A 16,952-nucleotide genomic window follows, 5' to 3' on the forward strand; every position below is an offset into this window, starting at 1 on the left:
CGGCGGCCTTGTCTTTGGGTTTCGCGCCGGCCCGGTGTTTGAAAGGAAGACAAGGCCAGCGGGACGCTGGCGGTACGGGGGGCAGAAGACAGGGCCAGCGGGACGCTGGCGGTACGGGGGGCAGAAGACAGGGCCAGCGGGACGCTGGCGGTACGGGGGCGGTCAGGCGGGGGGTTATACTATGCGGGAGGGCGCTTATGGACGACAATCTGGACATCGCGTATCCCAGAGACAGTGAAGACGCCTCGAAACGCGGGCGCAAGAAACTGCCGCATTGGGAGTTGGAAGGGGGCTGTTACGCAGTCACGTTCCGGCTGGGGGACTCGTTGCCACGGGCGGTGCTGGACTCTTTTCTTCAGGAGCGGAACGCCCTCGCCGCAGCCCTGCAGGAGAAGGGGGAACTGACCCGCGCCGAAGAACTGTCTCTGGCGCGCGTGATGAATGACAAGGTGGAGTCCTGGCTGGACGCGGGGCGCGGGGCCTGTCCCCTCCGGAAGCCGGAGGTCGCCGCCGTGGTGGCGGAGGCGCTACGTTCCTTTCACGGAGAGCGATACCGGCTTGTGGCCTGGTGTGTCATGCCGAACCATGTGCACGCCGTGGTGCAGCCGCTCGGACAGATCACCCTTGAGCGGGTGATGCACTCGTGGAAGTCGTATACCGCACACAGGTGCAACAAGGTCCTCGGGAAGTCCGGCGGTTTTTGGCAGCGGGAGAGTTATGACCGACTGCTGCGAAATGCCGAAGAGTTGGAGCATGCCGTTGAATACGCGCTCACCAATCCGGAGCATGCCGGATTGACGGGGTGGCCGTGGCGGGGGCTGATGAGGGGGCTGGAATTGAGGATGGGGCTGCGGCCTTGGCCGACGCCGCTGCAGCGGTATTGATTGGTGCGGAGAAGACGAGGCCAGCGGGACGCTGGCGGTACGGCAGGGCGAAGACGAGGCCAGCGGGACGCTGGCGGTACGGTAAGGCGGAAGACAGGGCCAGCGGGACGCTGGCGGTACGGGGGTGGGCAGGCGGGGCTGTTCCGTACCGCCGCCGTCCCGGCGGCCTTGTCTTTGCCTTTCTTTCGGGCTTTCGCCCGTGGGGGCGCGCTGGTATAATGCCTCCCATGAAACTGATCATCCAGATTCCGTGCTACAACGAGGAGGAGACCCTCGGCGTCACGCTGGACGCGCTGCCGCACAGCCTGCCGGGGGTGGACACGGTGGAGTGGCTGGTGGTGGATGACGGGTCCACGGACCGGACGGCGGAGGTGGCGCGGGCGCGCGGGGTGGACCATGTCATCCGGTTCCGCACGAACCGGGGACTGGCGCGGGCGTTCATGGCGGGGCTGGACGCCTGCATCGCCCGGGGGGCGGACATCATTGTCAACACGGACGCGGACAACCAGTACAACGCGGCGGACATCCCCGCGCTGATCGCGCCGATCCTGCGGAACGAGGCGGAGATTGTGGTGGGGGCGCGGCCGATTGACGAGGTGGCGCACTGGTCGCCGCTGAAGAAGCTGCTGCAGAAGGCCGGGTCGTGGGTGGTGCGGGTGGCCAGCAAGACCAGCATCCCCGACGCGCCCAGCGGATTCCGCGCCATGAGCCGCGACGCGGCGCTGCGGCTGAACGTCTTCGGCGACTACACGTACACGCTGGAGACGATCATCCAGGCGGGCCGGAAGAACATGGCCATCACCTCGGTGCCCGTGCGGACGAACCCCGACCTGCGCCCGTCCCGGCTGGTCCGCAACATCCCGTCCTATGTCCAGCGCTCGCTGTTCACCATCGTGCGCATCCTGATGACCTACCGGCCCTTCCGGTTCTTCGCCTTTCCGGGCGTCTTTCTGTTCTTCGTGGGCACCCTGCCCGCCGTCCGGTTCCTCTTTCTCTACTGGCAGGGCCGGGGCTTTGGAAACATCCAGTCCCTGCTGTTCGGGGTGCTGTTCATGGGCACGGGCGCGGCGCTGGTGGTGGTCGGGCTGCTGGCCGACCTCATCGGGATCAACCGGCAGCTCATGGAGGAGATCCGGTGGCGGCTGCGCCAGATGCAGTTGAACGAGCGGACCGGCGCGCCGGAGGAGGTTCCGCCGTCCCGGCGCGGTGACTGAGTTGCGGCGGGTGCGCCCGCCGATGGAGGACACATGGGCTTTTCCTCTTCCTGCCTGGTTGCCGCGCTGCTTCTCGGCGCGGTTTCCGGCGAGATGGCGTTTCTTTCCGGATCGGACCCCGCGACCCGGCGCGCGGCGGTGCTCGACACGGCGACCGGCGCGGTCGCGCCCGTGGGGCCGGGGGCCAGCGACGGCGCGCCGGTGTGGGCCCCCGGCGGGGCGCGGCTGGCGTTTTCAACGAAGGGGGAGGAGGGGCTGGAAATCTGGGTGACCGGCCCTGACGGCGGCGACCGGCGCCTTCTCCGCATGGGGGAGGAGAGCCTTTCCGCGCCCCGGTGGTCCGCCGACGGCGCCAAGATCGCCTGCATCGCCGAGGGCCCCGGAACGGGCGGGCGCGTGGTGGTGTTTGATGTTGCGTCCGGGGAGTCCGCGTTCTGGGGGGGCGAGGGCGTGCGCGCGGCGCGGCCCGTGTGGCTGCCCTCCACGGATCTGATGCAGGCGCTGGATCCGGAAAGCCAGTCGGAGACGGCGGAGAAACTGGCCCCCCTGAAGGAGGAGGCCCTGCGCGACGGCGCGCTGCTGGCCGCGGGCATCTTCGGCGAAAAGCGGATCAGCACCGAGCTGGTGCTGGTCACGCGCACGCAGACCGTGCCCCTGCTTCCCCTGCTGGTGAAGGACTCCGCGCGTTTCGCCGAGTGGTCCGTGGAGTCCGACCGCAAGGGCCGGCAGCTCGCCTACGAGTCCAACGACGGCGGCGACCGGGAACTCTACGTCCTGGGCCGCCGCGGCATCACCAACGTGAGCAACCACCGCGCCGCCGACTGGAACCCCGTGTGGTCGGATGACTACCAGTGGCTCGCCTTCGAGTCGTTCCGCGGCGGCCGCCGGGGGGTCTACCGCGTGCTGGTGGGCACGGGCAACGTGCTGCCCGTGGCCGTGCGGGAGGCCGCCGACTGCTGGGCCCCCGCCTGGTCGCCCGATGACGAGTGGATCGCCTTTGTTTCCGACGAGGAGGGCGCTCCCCAGATATTCGCCGTCGGGCCGGCGGGCGGCGAGGCCGTGCGTCTCACGGACGGCAAAGAGGGAGCGCTCGCCCCGGCATGGCGTCCCAAGCCGGAGAAGGACTGACAGGATGACCAAGCAATCCACCATGGCCGTCCGGCATGCGTTCCGCACCGCACTCTGCGCGGGGGTGCTTTGCCTTCTGATGCTGGGGTCCGCCCCCGCATCCGCGCGCGAGGCCGACGGCACGCTCGGATTGATCCGCCGCCCGAACAACGGCATGCCCGCCCTGGTCACCCCCGGGGGCTCCTTTGAGGCCGTGCTGCTGGGCGAGGCGGAGCTGCGGCTCGCGCAGGGGGACCGGGAATGGCCCCTTTCCCCGTCGTGGACCGCCCTGCCCGGAGGCCGACACGCGGCGACCTGCGCGGTGCCCGCAGATGTCCCCCCCGGCCCCTGCGTGCTGCGCGCGGCCGCCGAAGGCGTCACCGACGAGAACGCACGCGCCGTGTGGGTTCTCGCCGAGTTCCCGAAGGAATACTACGTTGCGGCGCACCTCAGCGACACGCATATCGGCAAAGAGCGCTACGAGCGGTCCTCCGATGACATTAACCGTGACCTCTTCGCCGAGGTGAACCGGAGCGACGCGGCGTTTGTGGCCGTGACCGGCGACCTCACCGAGAACGGGGATCCCGACCAGTTCCGGCGTTTTCTCGCCGTGCTGGACACGGCGACCCTGCCGTCCTTCGTCTGCGCGGGCAACCACGACCGCGACGCCGACGCCTACGAGCGATTCTTCGACACATCCACCTACCTGTTCACTTTTGGGCGGGACGGGTATCTCGTCTACGACACGCGGGAATACCTCGTGGCCGACGACGAGGGCCCGCAGAACGGGCTGCTGCACCAATTCCGCCGGGCGCTCAAGCCGTCGCGGTGGACCGTGGGGCTCACGCACCGCCACGAGGACGGCATGGGCATGCGGGCCCAGTTGCTGCTCTATGTGGACGAACCGCTCGATTTTCTGCTTCAAGGCCACACCCATACGGAGAATGAGCCCGGACAACGGGTTCCCTGGGGCACCACAATGCAGTACATTGTGCCCGCCGCCATAGACGGACATCTCCGGCTGCTGGATGTCACCGAACAGGGGGTGATCCCCCGCGCCGTGGCGCGTCCCGTGGAGACGGGGGCGCGCAGGGACGGCCGGCAGGGACCGCCCCGCTGAGCGTTGAGAAAGGCGTTTTTTGCGATGTGTGCGGTTTTTGCGGTTGGAAATGGGCGCACCGGAAATGGTATAAGAGACGCGGCGGGCGCGGGTGCGCCCGTTCTTTTCACCCCCACAGTACTCCGCGCCGGGGTTTCCCCGGCGTGAAAAACAAAGAAACCGCGATTTTGCGGGTTTTCTTGACAGTAAGGCGTACGTCATGTTGGAAGCGTTACTCTATCCGGAAAGCATCGCCGTTATCGGTGCGTCAAAAAGTCCCGGCAAGGTCGGCTATGCCGTGCTGGACAACCTGATCAAGGCCGGCTTCAAGGGCCCGCTGATTCCGGTGAACCCCACGGCCGACGAAATCTTGGGCTTGCGCTGCCATAAAGATGTCCGCGACGCGGGCGTCAAGGTGGACCACAGCATCATTGTGGTGCCGAACAAGGCGGTGCTGGCGGCGGTGGAGGCGTCGGTGGCCGCCGGGGCGAGGGCCGTCACGGTGATCACGGCGGGGTTCAAAGAGGTGGGCGCCGAGGGCGCGGCGATGGAGCGCGAGGTGGCGGAGTACTGCCGCAAGCGCGGCGTGCGGATGCTCGGGCCGAACTGCCTGGGCCTGCTCAACACGCAGAACCATATGAACGCGTCCTTCGCGGCGCAGTTTCCGAAACCGGGCAGCATCTCGGTGCTGTCGCAGTCGGGCGCCCTGTGCACGGCGATTCTGGACTGGAGCGAGGGCCGCGGCGTCGGGCTGGCCAAGCTGCTGAGCATCGGGAACAAGGCGGATCTCTGCGAGACGGACCTGCTGGAGTGCCTGGCGGACGACGACCAGACGCGGGTGATCGTGGCCTATCTTGAGAGCATCGCCTCCGGGCCGGAGTTCATCAAGGTGGCCGAGGCGGTCTCCGCGAAGAAGCCGGTTGTGGTGCTCAAGGCGGGCACCACGGCGGCGGGCGGCAAGGCGGCCTCCTCCCACACGGGCAGCCTGGCGGGCGCGGACATCGCCTACGGCGCGGCGTTCAAGCGCGCGGGCGTGGTGCGCGCGGAGAACTTCGAGGCGCTGTTCGACTACGCGCAGGCCTTCGCGACGCAGCCCCTTCCCAAGGGCGACCGGATCGTGGTGATCACCAACGCGGGCGGCCCCGGCATCATGGCGGCCGACGCGGTGGAAACCCTCGGCATGAAAATGGAGCCCCTCACCCCCGAGGTGGCCGAGCATGTGAAGAAGAACCTGGCGGCGGCGGCGAGCGTGGCGAACCCGGTGGACGTGCTGGGCGACGCGCCGCCGGAGAAATACGCCATGGCGCTCGAGGCGGTGCTGGCGGACCCGAAGACGGACGGCGTGGTGGTCATCCTGACGCCGCAGGCCATGTCCGATCCGGACGCCACGGCGGACGCGATCATCCAGGCGGCGGCGGCGTGCGACAAGCCGGTGCTCGCGTGCTTCATGGGCGGGTCCAACGTGCTCGGCGCGCGCGCGAAGTTTGTGGCGGGCGGGGTGCCGGACTACACCTCCCCCGAGCGGGCCGTGGCGGCGATGAAGGCCATGGTGGGCTACAGCGCATGGCGGAACCGCCCGCCGCGCATCGTGACGCGGTTCCCCGTGAACCGGCACCGGGTCGAGCGTGTGCTGGCGCGGCAGGCCCGGTCCAACCGCAAGGAGATGGGCGAGGTCGAGGCGAAGGAAATCCTGAAGGCCTACGACTTCAACGTGCTTCCCGGCGCGCTGGCGCGCACGGCGGAGGAGGCGGTGGCCATCGCGGAGCGCGCGGGCTACCCCGTGGCGATGAAGATCGTCTCGCCGGACATCCTGCACAAGTCCGACATGGGCGGCGTGAAGCTGAACCTTTCCAAACCGTCGGAGGTGATGGACGCCTTCGATCTCATGATGCTCCGCATCAGCCGCCGGGCGCCCGGCGCCCTGCTCCGCGGCGTCTACGTCGAGAAGATGGGGAAGCCCGGCCGCGAGGTCATCCTCGGGATGCACCGCGACCCGCAGTTCGGCCCCATGCTCATGTTCGGCCTCGGCGGCATCTTCGTCGAGGTGATGAAGGACGTGAGCTTCTATCTGGCCCCGCTGACCAGGTCGGAGGCCATGGAGATGCTGAAGCGGACCCGGTCCTACGCGCTGCTGCGCGGCGCGCGGGGCCAGGCGGGCGTGGATCTGGACGTCATCGCGGGCGCGCTCCAGCGCATCAGCCAGCTGGTGACGGACTTCCCGCAGATAGAAGAGATGGACATCAACCCGTTCATCGTGGGTGAAGCCGGCACCCTCCCCGTGGTGGCCGACGCGCGCATGATCATTTCCGGAGTCGAGTAACATGAGCACCGAGACCAAGAAGCCGAGTTACAACGTGAATTGGCAGCAGGACTACGCGGAGATGGTTGTCACCTCCGCCGAGGCGGTCCGCAGCATCCAGCCGGGCATGCGCGTCTTTCTGGGCACCGGCTGCGCCACGCCGCTGGAGCTGGTGCGCGCCCTGGTCGCCCGGGCGGGCGAGCTGGCCGACATCGAGATCGTGCAGCTGCTGACCCGCGGCGACGCCCCCTACGCCACCAGCGATCTGGCGAGCTGCTTCCCCGTGAACAGCTTTTTCATCTCCGCCAACGTGCGCGGCATCATCCAGCAGGGCATGGGCGACTACACCCCCATCTTCCTGTCGGACATCCCGCGCCTCTTCCGGTCGGGCCGCCTCCCCCTCGATGTGGCGATGATCCAGGTCACCCCGCCCGACGAGAACGGCCTGTGCAGCCTGGGCGTGTCGGTGGACATCACGCGCAGCGCCGCCGAAAACGCGCGCATCGTGATCGCGCAGGTCAACCCGCAGATGCCGCGCACCCTGGGCAACGCCAGCGTGCACGTCTATGACCTGGACTACATGGTCCCCGTGGACGCCCCGATCATCGAGGAGCCCGCACCCGCCTACCGGGAGGGCACCGAGGAGATCGGCGAATTCCTCGCCGGCCTTGTCGAGGACGGGTCCACGGTCCAGCTGGGCATCGGCCGCGTCCCGCAGGCCGTCGCCAAGTTTCTCCGGGACAAGAAGGAGCTCGGCATCCACACCGAGATGCTCACGGACGCCATCATTGACCTGGTGGAGTCCGGCGTCATCACGGGCGCGAAAAAGACCCTCGACCGCGGCAAGATCGTCGCCAGTTTCGTCATGGGCTCCCAGCGCCTCTACGACCTGGTGGACAACAACCCCGTCTTCTCCTTCAACCCCACCGAGTATGTGAACGACCCGCACGTGATCAGCCGCCAGAACAAGATGGTCGCCATCAATGTGGGCCTCGAGGTGGACCTCACCGGCCAGGTCTGCGCCGACTCCATCGGGCACCAGTTCTACTCCGGCATCGGCGGCCAGGTGGATTTCAACCGCGGCGCCGCGCGCTCGGAGAACGGCAAGGCCGTCATCGCCCTGCACTCCACCACGGGCGAGGGCAAGTCCCGCATCGTCTCCACCCTGACCCACGGGGCGGGCGTGGTCACCACCCGCGGCGACGTCCACTACGTGGTCACGGAGCACGGCGTGGCTTACCTCCACGGCAAGAGCATCCAGGAGCGCGCCCTGGCCCTCATCAGCATCGCGCACCCGGACTACCGCGAGCAGCTGCTCAAGGACGCCATCGGGATGCGCTATGTGCGCGCCGAGATGCAGGACTACAGCGGAAAGATCACCGTGGGCCCCAAGGAAACCCGGACGACCATGCTGCTCGACGACGGCGCGCAGCTCACCATCCGGCCGATCCACCCCACCGACGAGCTCGCTCTCCGCGAGCTGTTCTACGCCCTCTCCCAGAAGTCCATCTACACCCGCTTCATGAGCCGCATGAAATGGGTCCCCCGCAAGCAGGTCAAGGACTTCGTCTACATTGACCACCGCAACGAGGTCTCCATCGTGGCGACCGTCCCGTCTGCGGACGGCGGCGACATCGTGGCCCTTGGCGGCTACTATCTCAACCCGCGCACCAACCGGGCCGAGGTCGCCTTCACGGTTCACGACGATTACCAGAACCGGCACATTGGCACCTTCCTCTTCAAGCAGCTGGTCACCATTGCCCGCAGAAACGGCATCGCCGGGTTCACCGCCGAGGTCCTCGACGAGAACAAGGCCATGCAGGCCGTGTTCAACAACTGCGGCCTCAAGACCGAGAGCAAGCTCGTTGAGGGCGTTTTCCACTACACCATGCAGTTTGACTGATTGACGCCCCCTGCCGGGAGTCCCATCGCGAAGACCACTAGTCGCATTTTTCGCCTTTTGCGCGGAAAATGCGACAAATTTTCCCTTGACATTCTTTTCAGCCTTGGTCTATAACAATACAAGATGGCCCGGAGTCCGTCCGCCCGTGATGCGGGGGGATGGACGGTTGGGCTAGTAAAAATGGACGGGATTGGCCGCCGGAGCCTTCCCCCCGGGCGGATTGCGCCGCCGAAGCGGGGGGTGAGAGGCCGCAACGGGCGCTCCCGTTGGTAGTTTGTTGACAACGGACTGCGGGGCCTCCGCAACACTGCGGATTCCCCGCGGGACCGGGACAGCGAATGGGCAAGGCGGGGCCGTCGGGCAGCTCCGGCGATTCCGTCAAAGGAGACAGGCGTATGCGCGCACGAACAGCGGCGGGCTGGATGCGGAAGGGGTCGGGGATCGCGGCGGCGGTGATGGCCGTGGCATGCGCCGCGGGGTTCGCCCAGGCGCAGGCCACCGACCAGGACATTGCCGGGGTGCTCGAATCCATGCGGGCCCCCGCGTCCGCGGAGCTTCCCGTCGTTCACCGCGATGACGCGGGCTACCTCCATTTTCTGGCCGCCCCGGCGGGTGGGCAGTTTGCCCTGCCCGGCGGCGCCGCAAAAAGCGGCGCGCCGGAGACCGCGGCGCGCGGGTATGTGGACGCGCACAAGGGCGCCTTCGGTCTTGCCTCGCCCGGCGCGGACCTGCGGGTGAAGAAGACCAAGGACCGCCCCAACGGCGCCGTGGTGCGTTTCTCCCAGACCCATGCGGGCCTTCCCGTCATCGGGGCCGAGATGGTGGTGCGCCTGTCCGCCGACGGCGGCGTGGCGATGGTGCTGAACGACATCATGACCGACGCGTCCGCGCTGGACGCGGACCCGTCGCTGCTGGCCCCCGATCTCACACCAGAGCAGGCGAAAGCGGCCGCGCTGCGCGCCGAATGCGCCCTTTCCCAGACGGAGAAGAACGCCTACACCGTTGGCGACACGCCCCTGCTGGCGGTGTTTTCCCCGCCGGTGTTCGGCATGAAGGGGGCTCCCGTGCTGGTGTACGAGGTGACCCTGAAGGACAAGACGCGGGCGAACGCCTCCGTGGCGGTGAGTGTGGACGCCAAGAGCGGGGAGATGGTTTTTCGCCGGGGGCTCGGCGCCGCGGCGCTCAGCCGCGAGATCTACGACGCCCAGGGCAAGCTCGACCCGCTGGCCGACCCCAAGCTTGTGCGCGAGGAGGGCAGCGACCCCACAGGCGACAAGTACGCCGACGCGCTGTATGACTACTTCGGCGACGTCTACAACTGGTACAAGGACAGCTTTGGCCGCGACAGCTACGATGACAACGGCGCCATGCTCAAGGGGTATGTCAACTGCCCGATGTACAACGCCTACTGGGACTCCTCGGAAGAGATCATGGTGTTCGACAACCGCCTGCTCGCTGACGACGTCGCCGGGCACGAGCTGACCCACGCGGTGACGGACGCCGAGGTGAGTTTCACCTATTTCGGCTTCTCGGGCGCCCTGTCCGAGATGTACTCCGACTGGGGCGGCGAGCTGGTGGACCTTTCCAACGGCCGGGGCGACGACAGCCCCGAGTTCCGCTGGTGGATCGGCGAGGACATGGAGCTGCTGATCCCCGACTCCCGCGGGCGCGACCGCGCCGACCCGGTCACGGAATACCCCGGGTTGCGCTACATGAAGGACCCGACGGTTTTCGGCGACCCGGACCGTCTCGGCAGCCCCTACCTGAAGAACCCCTACTCCATGACGGATCTGGGCGGGGTGCACGCCAACAACGGCATCGGCAACAAGCTGGTCTACCTGCTGACGGACGGCGACACCTTCAACGGCGAGACCGTCACCGGCATGGGTGAGGAGGTGGTCGGCCAGCTGTTCTACGCGGCATTGGACTCCCTTTCCACATCGGCCGACTACTATGACTTTTATTTCGCCCTTGGGGCCGCCGCCACCGACATAGGCCTTTCCTTCGATGGCAAACTTAATGTTGCCGCCGCGGCCCGCGCGGTCGAGATCGTTCCGCCGGAGGTGGCCCTGCTGGGGCTGCGCGACTTCCGGGCGGTGTCCGCAGTGGACGGCGACGGCCAGATTGCCGTCGCCCTCACCTGGACGAACCCCGCGATAGAGGACCTTTCCAACCTCACCGTGCTCCGCAATGTCGGCCGGTTTGCCCAGCGCCTTGGCGAGGGGACCATCCTGCCCGTGCAGCGGGGCGAGGACAAGTATCTCGACCGCGCGGTGGAGGAGGGCGTGGAGTATTACTACACCCTGATCGCCGACGTCACCGAGAGCTTCCCACAGATCGCCTATGCGCGCGTGGTGGCCGGCGCGCCCGCGCCCAGCGTGCTCAGCCAGCCCTTCGGTTACGACGCGATTCTCGGGCAGTCCGACCCGATGGACCTTTCCTTCTCCCAGCTGACCTTTACCCCCGTGGGGGCGCCCTCCGGGGGCGTCTCGGGCGACATGCCCGGCATCAGCTACTCGAACTACGAGGGCACCTTCCGCAAGAGTGTGTACGCGCTCCCGGTGGCCCGCGCCGACGCGGACGGCGGGGCCTACCGCCTCACCTTCACCGACGACAACGCGGTCTCCTATGTCGGGAGCGAGGTGCCCTTCCCCTTCTTCGGCAAGAAATACACGCAGCTGCATGTCGGCGCGAACGGGTACATCTCCTTTGCGGACGTGACGCCCATTCCCGAGCTGAACTTCCCCAGCCTGGCCGCGCATTTCGCCATCCCGCGCATCTCCTTCATGTTCAACGATTTCTCGCCCAGCATGGGCGGCGACGCCTGGTTCCGCCAGCTGGCCGACCGCATGGTGCTGACCTTTGAGGACATGCCCTCCTGGCCGTACTCTTTGCCCACGAACATGGTCGGCCGGACCACGGTCCAGGTGGAGCTGTTCTACAGCGGGCTGATCCGGTTCACCTATCTGGGTGTCGGCGCCGAGGATGCGCTTGTCGGCCTTTCAGACGGTGCGGGCTTCCCGCGCGACCCGTCCGAGGCCTTCCCCGACGAGGGCCTCCAGCAGGCCTACACCATTCCCGACCTGAGCGCGCTGCCCTCCGTGCAGACCCGTCTGGCCTTCCTCCCGACGCCTCCGGTGTCCGCCGCCGTCGGCGAGCAGATCACCTTCGACATGTCCGTGTACCGCCCCGCCGGTCTCGCGGGCGTTCCGGTGCTCTTCGGGGAGTGGAATGGTCCGGGCGCGGTGCCCTTTGCCGACCTTGGCAACGGCACGGGCCGCTTCTCCTGGACACCGCAGCCGGACCAGAAGGGACTGTTCACCCTGCGCGCGCGCACGCGGCTGGGCGGCCAGGAGGCCTTCCAGGACGTGAGCATCTATGTGGGCCGCTCCTTTGCGCGGCCTTCGGCGACGGATCTGGCCGTGTCCGCCGACACGCCCTTTGAGAACCCGACGCAGAGCCGGGTGGTGCCGCTCGGCCGCGCGCTGACGGCGTCGTATGTGTACGCGCACCCCGAAAAGGACGCCGACCCGGAGTATTACGCCGAGGGCGGCTCCCTGATCTACTGGTACCGGAACGGCCAGGTGGTCATCTCGCTGATTGGGCGGGCCGTGGTGCCGTCCACCGCGACCCGTGCCAGCGACCGCTGGTGGTTCGGCGTGGTTCCCGTCACGCGGTCGGGCATTGCGGGCGAAATGGTCATGTCCCCCGTGGTCACCATCGCCGGGTTCCCCGTCATCACCTCCGTCACGCCGCCTTACGGCCTGACGCTGGGGGGCGACCGGGTCACCCTGCTGGGCGAGCGCCTGAGCGGCGTCAGCCGGGTCACCTTCGGCGGCGTGGCCGGGTCAAACATCACCGTTATCAGCGACGGCGAGCTTAGGGTGACCACCCCGCTGCACGCCGCGGGCGTGGTGGACGTGGTGGCGGAGTCCATTGACGGCGTCGGCCTGGCCGCGGGCGCGTTCCGCTTCATCGGCGACGCGACCGGCGTCCCCGTGACGGACGTGAACAAGGACGGGAAGGTGGACGCGGCGGACGTGCAGCTGGTGACGGCGGACGTCCTGCGCCGGATCACCAAGTCCGTCTGGGTGACCGACGTGAACAACGACGGCCTGGTCAACACGCTGGACGTGCAGCTGGTGGTGAACTCCGCGCTCCTCCGGTAGGCGCGGCGAGAAGGAAAGTCACGCGGGCCCGTCCCTTCGGGGGCGGGCCCGCTTTTCCTTTCAGCGCGGCGGGAAGAGGGCCCGCTCCAGGGTGGCCGCGTCGAGGCCGGTGAAATCGGGGGACTTGACCAGGGCCTTCTCCGCAAAGGGCAGGCTCACGGGGTTCGCTCCGAGGAGAATGGCAACGAAGGGCATGCCCGCGGCCTCGGCCGCGAGAAACCCCGAGTAGCTGTCCTCGAAAACCACGCATGACGCGGGCGGAAGCCCCAGGCCCGCGGCGGCGGCGAGGAAGAGGTCGGGGGCGGGCTTTCCGGGCAGGCCCGCGTCCGGAGTGAGCACAACGGGAAACAGGTCACGCACGCCGAGCTGGTCGAGGACCAGCCGGGCGTTGGGTTCCGGGGCGTTTGAGGCCACGGCGCAGGGAATCCCCGCCGCGCGAAGCTGGCCGAGGAAGGCGGGCAGTCCGGGCATGGGCCGCACCTGCGGCCCGTAGAGTTCCCGGTAAATTCCCTCCTTCTCCTCGGCGATGTCGTTCCCCAGGTCCCCGCGTCCGAAATTGCGGCGCATGTTCTCCATGATGGCCGTGTTGTCCTTGGAGTGGATGTGGCTCCGGTAGTACTCCGCGTCGAGGGGCAGCCCCCTCCGCACGCCGAGCTCGATCCAGGCGGCCTGGTGGAAGGCGTGGTTGTTTACCATGGTGCCGTCCACATCGAAGATGGCGCCCCAGACGGGACGCGGGGTTTCTTGGGGGGCTCTTGCGGACATGGGAGTCTTTCCGGGTGGGCTGGGTGCGCGCTGCTGGTTTCGGTTTTTATTCTGAAAGGAGTTCCTGGAAATACCGCGCCCGGGCCGCCGCCACAGACAGGGCGGTGCGCCCGGCGCCCCGTGCCAGGCACAGGTGCGCCGCCTGCGTCTCCGCCAGGGCGCGCGCCATGCGGCCGGGGGCCGCGCCGGGGATCAGTTCCAGGGCGCGCCCTACGCGCAGCGTGGAGAGCAGGGCGAGCCCCTCGCGGAACCCCAGCAGCCGCGCGCCCCGGGCCAGGGCCAGGGCCCGCGCAACGCGGTCCTCCAGGCGTTCCCGGTCGTGGGCGAGGGTTTGCCGCGCCTGCTCCTCCAGTCCGGCCGCCTGCCTCGCCGCGTGGCCCACCCGCAGGACCAGTTCCTCCTCCGGAACCCCCAGCGCGTCGGTGTTGTGCAGCACATACAGGTCCCCGGGGGCCGTTGTTCCGGAGCCGGAACACACGCCGTCCTCCGTGCAGAGAAGGCACTGGGCGTGCAGCGGTTCGATTTCCGCCGCCGTCAGGCAGAACTGGCCGCCCCGCGTCCTCAGGGCCGCCCCCTGCTCCGGGGGATTGCCCAGGGCGGCGGGCGCCAGGGCCAGGCGGCGCGTGTGCAGCTCGCGGACGAGCCCGCCGAGCCCGTCGCAGGCGGCGAGCGCGGGAAGGTGGAGCAGCACCCCCGCCCGGAGGCCCGTGCCCGCCATGTCGAGGCGCGAGGTGAGGAACCCCAGCCGGTCATCGCAGGCGTAGTTGAGGACGGCGGCCAGCGCGTCGTCCGTGCGGCTGACCCGCGCCCACGCGTCCTCCAGGCGGTTGCCCGGGACGGAGGCGCGCAGCAGCAGGTGGTCCCCGGCGTTGGTGAGCACCGACAGGTCCTGGGAGGGCGAAAGGTGGAGGCCGCGCGCGCGGTCGGGCAGGGCGGCCCAGGCCGCGGTGGCCAGCCAGCGCTCGGCCAGGGCCTGGGTCTCAAGCGTGTCGGAGGTTTGGGGCGCGGCCGCCAGTCCGGCGAGGGCGCTTTCCACGGCCGCGCGCACCCGCGCGGCCACCGCGCACAGCTCCCCCTCGTTGCACCGCGCGGGAAACACGAAATCCGAAAAATTGCGCGCGAGGGTGCAGTGGGAGGCAAGAACCGCCCAGTCTCCGTCCTGCCCGTCTTCCGCCCAGGGCGGGGGGGTCTGTAAGAGGCTGCTGACGGGCATTGTGCTAGTCGAGCTCCCTTCCGGGGTGTCTGAGGGCCGCGTCAAGCCGTTTGATTTCATCCCTGATCACGGCGGCCTGCTCGTAGTCCTCCAGGCGGAGCACGCTGCGCAGCAGGGTCCGCTTGTGCTGAAGCTGGGCGTGCAGCTGCGCGCGCCCGTCATCCACCCGGGGCGTCTTTCCCTGGTGCCGCATGCCCCGGTGCAGCCCCTCCATCACCGCCTCCACCTCCGCGCCGAAATGCCGGTAGCAGGCCGGACATCCCACGGTGGCCCCCTCCAGCACCCGGGCCAGTGTGTCGCCGCACGAGGGGCACGCGCGGGCCGCACCGCCGCTTCGCGGCGGCGCCCCCGGACTGCGGGCGGGCGCACGCACGGTCGGCTGGGATTCCCCGAGCGAGAAGGCGGACGAGGCGTCCCGCTGGTAGCTGTCCAGGCACTCCGCGCACAGGTCTTGATGAACCACCGTGCCGTCCACCACCTCGGCGTACTTCACCGTCGCTGGGTTTCTATGGCATTTCTGGCAAAGCATGGCGTCAACTCCGCCCTGAGTATATCACCGCGCGCCCCGGGGGGGCACGGGGGACAATGGATGTGCCGGACACGTGCGGGCCTTTCGTTCGAGGCATGACGGTCCCCCCCGCGACTGCGGGAACTGCCGCCCGCGATTGACAGCGCGGTGCCGCACGCGCTATTTTTTGAGGCAGGGCAGTACCAAATCTCGGGTTGAAATCGTCATGGAGGGCTTTGTGATGCGGGAAAAAGACTTTGTCCTGTCGTTGATGGTTCCGGGGGGCTGGCTGGCGGGCATCTTGGGGCTGGTGGCCGGGGTGATCGGCTTCGTGGTCTACACGGTGGCCTCTCCCGTGCTGTTTTTTGTCGCCCTGTTTTATCCCGGCGGGCCGGAGGACCTTTTTAACGCCCTGATCAACGAGGACGGGGGCGGGGAGGAGTAGTCCGGCGGGGGCGCGCGGGGCCCCCGGCGGCGGATGGGGCGGAGGGAACCCCGCGTCCGGGGTCCCCGGAGGACACCTTTGGCCCGGGACACAACGACAAGCCTGCACCCCAAGGCGGGGCTGGTGCTTTCGCTGAACGCGCTCTACAACGTGGCCGAGGCCCTGTGCTCGGTCTTCGTGGGCGTCTATTTCTACGTCAACAGCCTCGATTTCCGGGTGGTTTGCCTGCACTACGCGACGCTCTATGCGGTGACCCCGGTGGTGTTCCTTCTGGCGGGGTGGTACGCGAAAACCCGGGACCGGGTGCATGTCTTCCGCATCGGGCTGGTGCTGCACGCGGCGTACTACGGGGCGCTCCTCTGGCTTCAGGAGGACTCGGCGGACCACGCTGTGGCGCTGGGCGTCCTGCTGGGGGTGACCTGGGGGTTTTTCTGGGCGGGGAACAACACCTTCACCTTCGACTACAGCACCCTCGAGCGCCGGGACTACTTCCTGGGGATGCTCTCCACGGTGAGCGCCGTGGCGCGGCTGGCGGGTCCGCTGATCGCCGGTCTCATCATCGGCCTGGCACCCCATGCCGAAACGGGTTACCGCGCCGTGTTCACCCTGGCGTTGTTGCTGTATCTGGCGGCCATCGCGGCAAGCATGCGGATCCCGCACGACGGGGTCCGCCGCCCCTTTCATCCGCGCCCGGCGTTCTTTCCGCCGTCCGGCGACTGGCGCCTGGTCATGGCCGCCTCGGCGACCCTTGCCGGTTCCTTCCATATCCTCCAGTTCGTGCTTGCCGTGATCCTGTTCCTGCGCACGGGCAGCGAGATCAGCGTGGGCGGGTTTGCCTCGGCCCAGGGGCTCATCGGGGTGGCGGCGGCCTGGCTGGTGGGGCGCACGGTCACGGTCCACACCCGGAAGCCCTTCATGCTGGCGGGCACGCTGGTGATGGTTGCGGCGGGCTGCCTGGTCGCCTGGCGGCTGGACCTGGTGACCCTGGTGCTCTTCGGGTTCCTGCGCAGCGTGTCCGAGCCGCTCTTCGGCATCCCGCACACGGGCATCCGCTTCGACGTCATGTCCCGCACCGCCGCCCCCGGCGACCGCATCGAGTACCTGGCCGCGTGGGAGCTTCCCCTGGCGGCGGGCCGCCTGTTCACCATGACCCTCGTGGTGCTCCTGTACACCTTTTTCGGCGAGACGGGGCTTCGCGCCGCCATCGCCCTGGTCAGCCTGTACCGCGTGGGCACCTATCTCCTTCTCCGCCGGGTGTCCATCGTGGCCCGCCCGGAACTCCTGGAGGAGCGGGCGCGCGGCTGATCCGCGCCCCGCGCCCGGTCTCGCGCGGGTTGCGCTGGCGT

Annotated in this window: 12 protein-coding genes; 9 read left to right on the forward strand and 3 right to left on the reverse strand. The window is 68.4% G+C overall.

The window, feature by feature from the left end; all coding sequences use genetic code 11:
* Positions 1-197 precede the first annotated feature (197 nt).
* The 7 genes from GXY15_06190 (at position 198) to GXY15_06220 (ending at position 12,675) form a co-directional block, all read left to right on the forward strand.
* Positions 198-884, forward strand: coding sequence for a hypothetical protein (locus GXY15_06190; protein ID NLV40801.1), 687 nt, complete (start codon positions 198-200; stop codon positions 882-884).
* A gap of 227 nt (positions 885-1,111) precedes the next feature.
* Positions 1,112-2,098, forward strand: coding sequence for a glycosyltransferase family 2 protein (locus GXY15_06195; GenBank protein ID NLV40802.1), 987 nt, complete (start codon positions 1,112-1,114; stop codon positions 2,096-2,098).
* 33 nt (positions 2,099-2,131) lie between these two features.
* Positions 2,132-3,226 (forward strand): hypothetical protein, encoded by a 1,095-nt coding sequence (locus GXY15_06200; protein NLV40803.1) that lies wholly within the window; start codon positions 2,132-2,134, stop codon positions 3,224-3,226.
* 4 nt (positions 3,227-3,230) lie between these two features.
* The gene (locus GXY15_06205; GenBank protein NLV40804.1) at positions 3,231-4,325 is read left to right on the forward strand and encodes a metallophosphoesterase; all 1,095 of its coding nucleotides are present in this window, start codon (positions 3,231-3,233) and stop codon (positions 4,323-4,325) included.
* Between the two features lie 199 nt (positions 4,326-4,524).
* A complete protein-coding gene (locus tag GXY15_06210; protein ID NLV40805.1) occupies positions 4,525-6,624 on the forward strand; it encodes a CoA-binding protein in 2,100 nt (699 codons plus the stop codon).
* A gap of 1 nt (position 6,625) precedes the next feature.
* Positions 6,626-8,506 carry a GNAT family N-acetyltransferase gene (locus GXY15_06215; protein ID NLV40806.1) on the forward strand — a complete coding sequence of 627 codons (1,881 nt, stop codon included), beginning with the start codon at positions 6,626-6,628 and terminating at the stop codon, positions 8,504-8,506.
* Between the two features lie 395 nt (positions 8,507-8,901).
* Positions 8,902-12,675 carry a hypothetical protein gene (locus GXY15_06220; protein NLV40807.1) on the forward strand — a complete coding sequence of 1,258 codons (3,774 nt, stop codon included), beginning with the start codon at positions 8,902-8,904 and terminating at the stop codon, positions 12,673-12,675.
* A gap of 60 nt (positions 12,676-12,735) precedes the next feature.
* Here GXY15_06220 and GXY15_06225 read toward each other — a convergent pair whose 3' ends face one another.
* From GXY15_06225 to GXY15_06235, 3 genes are read right to left on the reverse strand one after another with little or no spacing between them, the layout of a single operon-like run.
* Positions 12,736-13,440 (reverse strand): HAD family phosphatase, encoded by a 705-nt coding sequence (locus tag GXY15_06225; GenBank protein NLV40808.1) that lies wholly within the window; start codon positions 13,438-13,440, stop codon positions 12,736-12,738.
* A 46-nt stretch (positions 13,441-13,486) separates the two neighbouring features.
* Positions 13,487-14,653 carry a hypothetical protein gene (locus tag GXY15_06230; GenBank protein NLV40809.1) on the reverse strand — a complete coding sequence of 389 codons (1,167 nt, stop codon included), beginning with the start codon at positions 14,651-14,653 and terminating at the stop codon, positions 13,487-13,489.
* Between the two features lie 4 nt (positions 14,654-14,657).
* The gene (locus GXY15_06235; protein ID NLV40810.1) at positions 14,658-15,182 is read right to left on the reverse strand and encodes a hypothetical protein; all 525 of its coding nucleotides are present in this window, start codon (positions 15,180-15,182) and stop codon (positions 14,658-14,660) included.
* Between the two features lie 220 nt (positions 15,183-15,402).
* Between GXY15_06235 and GXY15_06240 the strand changes: the two genes are divergently transcribed.
* Complete coding sequence (locus GXY15_06240) at positions 15,403-15,606, forward strand: hypothetical protein (GenBank protein ID NLV40811.1); 204 nt, start codon at positions 15,403-15,405, stop codon at positions 15,604-15,606.
* Positions 15,607-15,684: 78 nt separating this feature from the next.
* On the forward strand, positions 15,685-16,911 hold the full coding sequence (locus tag GXY15_06245; GenBank protein NLV40812.1) for an MFS transporter: 1,227 nt from the start codon (positions 15,685-15,687) through the stop codon (positions 16,909-16,911).
* The last annotated feature ends 41 nt before the right edge of the window (positions 16,912-16,952 follow it).

This window comes from Candidatus Hydrogenedentota bacterium (genome assembly GCA_012730045.1).
Classification (GTDB): domain Bacteria; phylum Hydrogenedentota; class Hydrogenedentia; order Hydrogenedentales; family CAITNO01; genus JAAYBR01.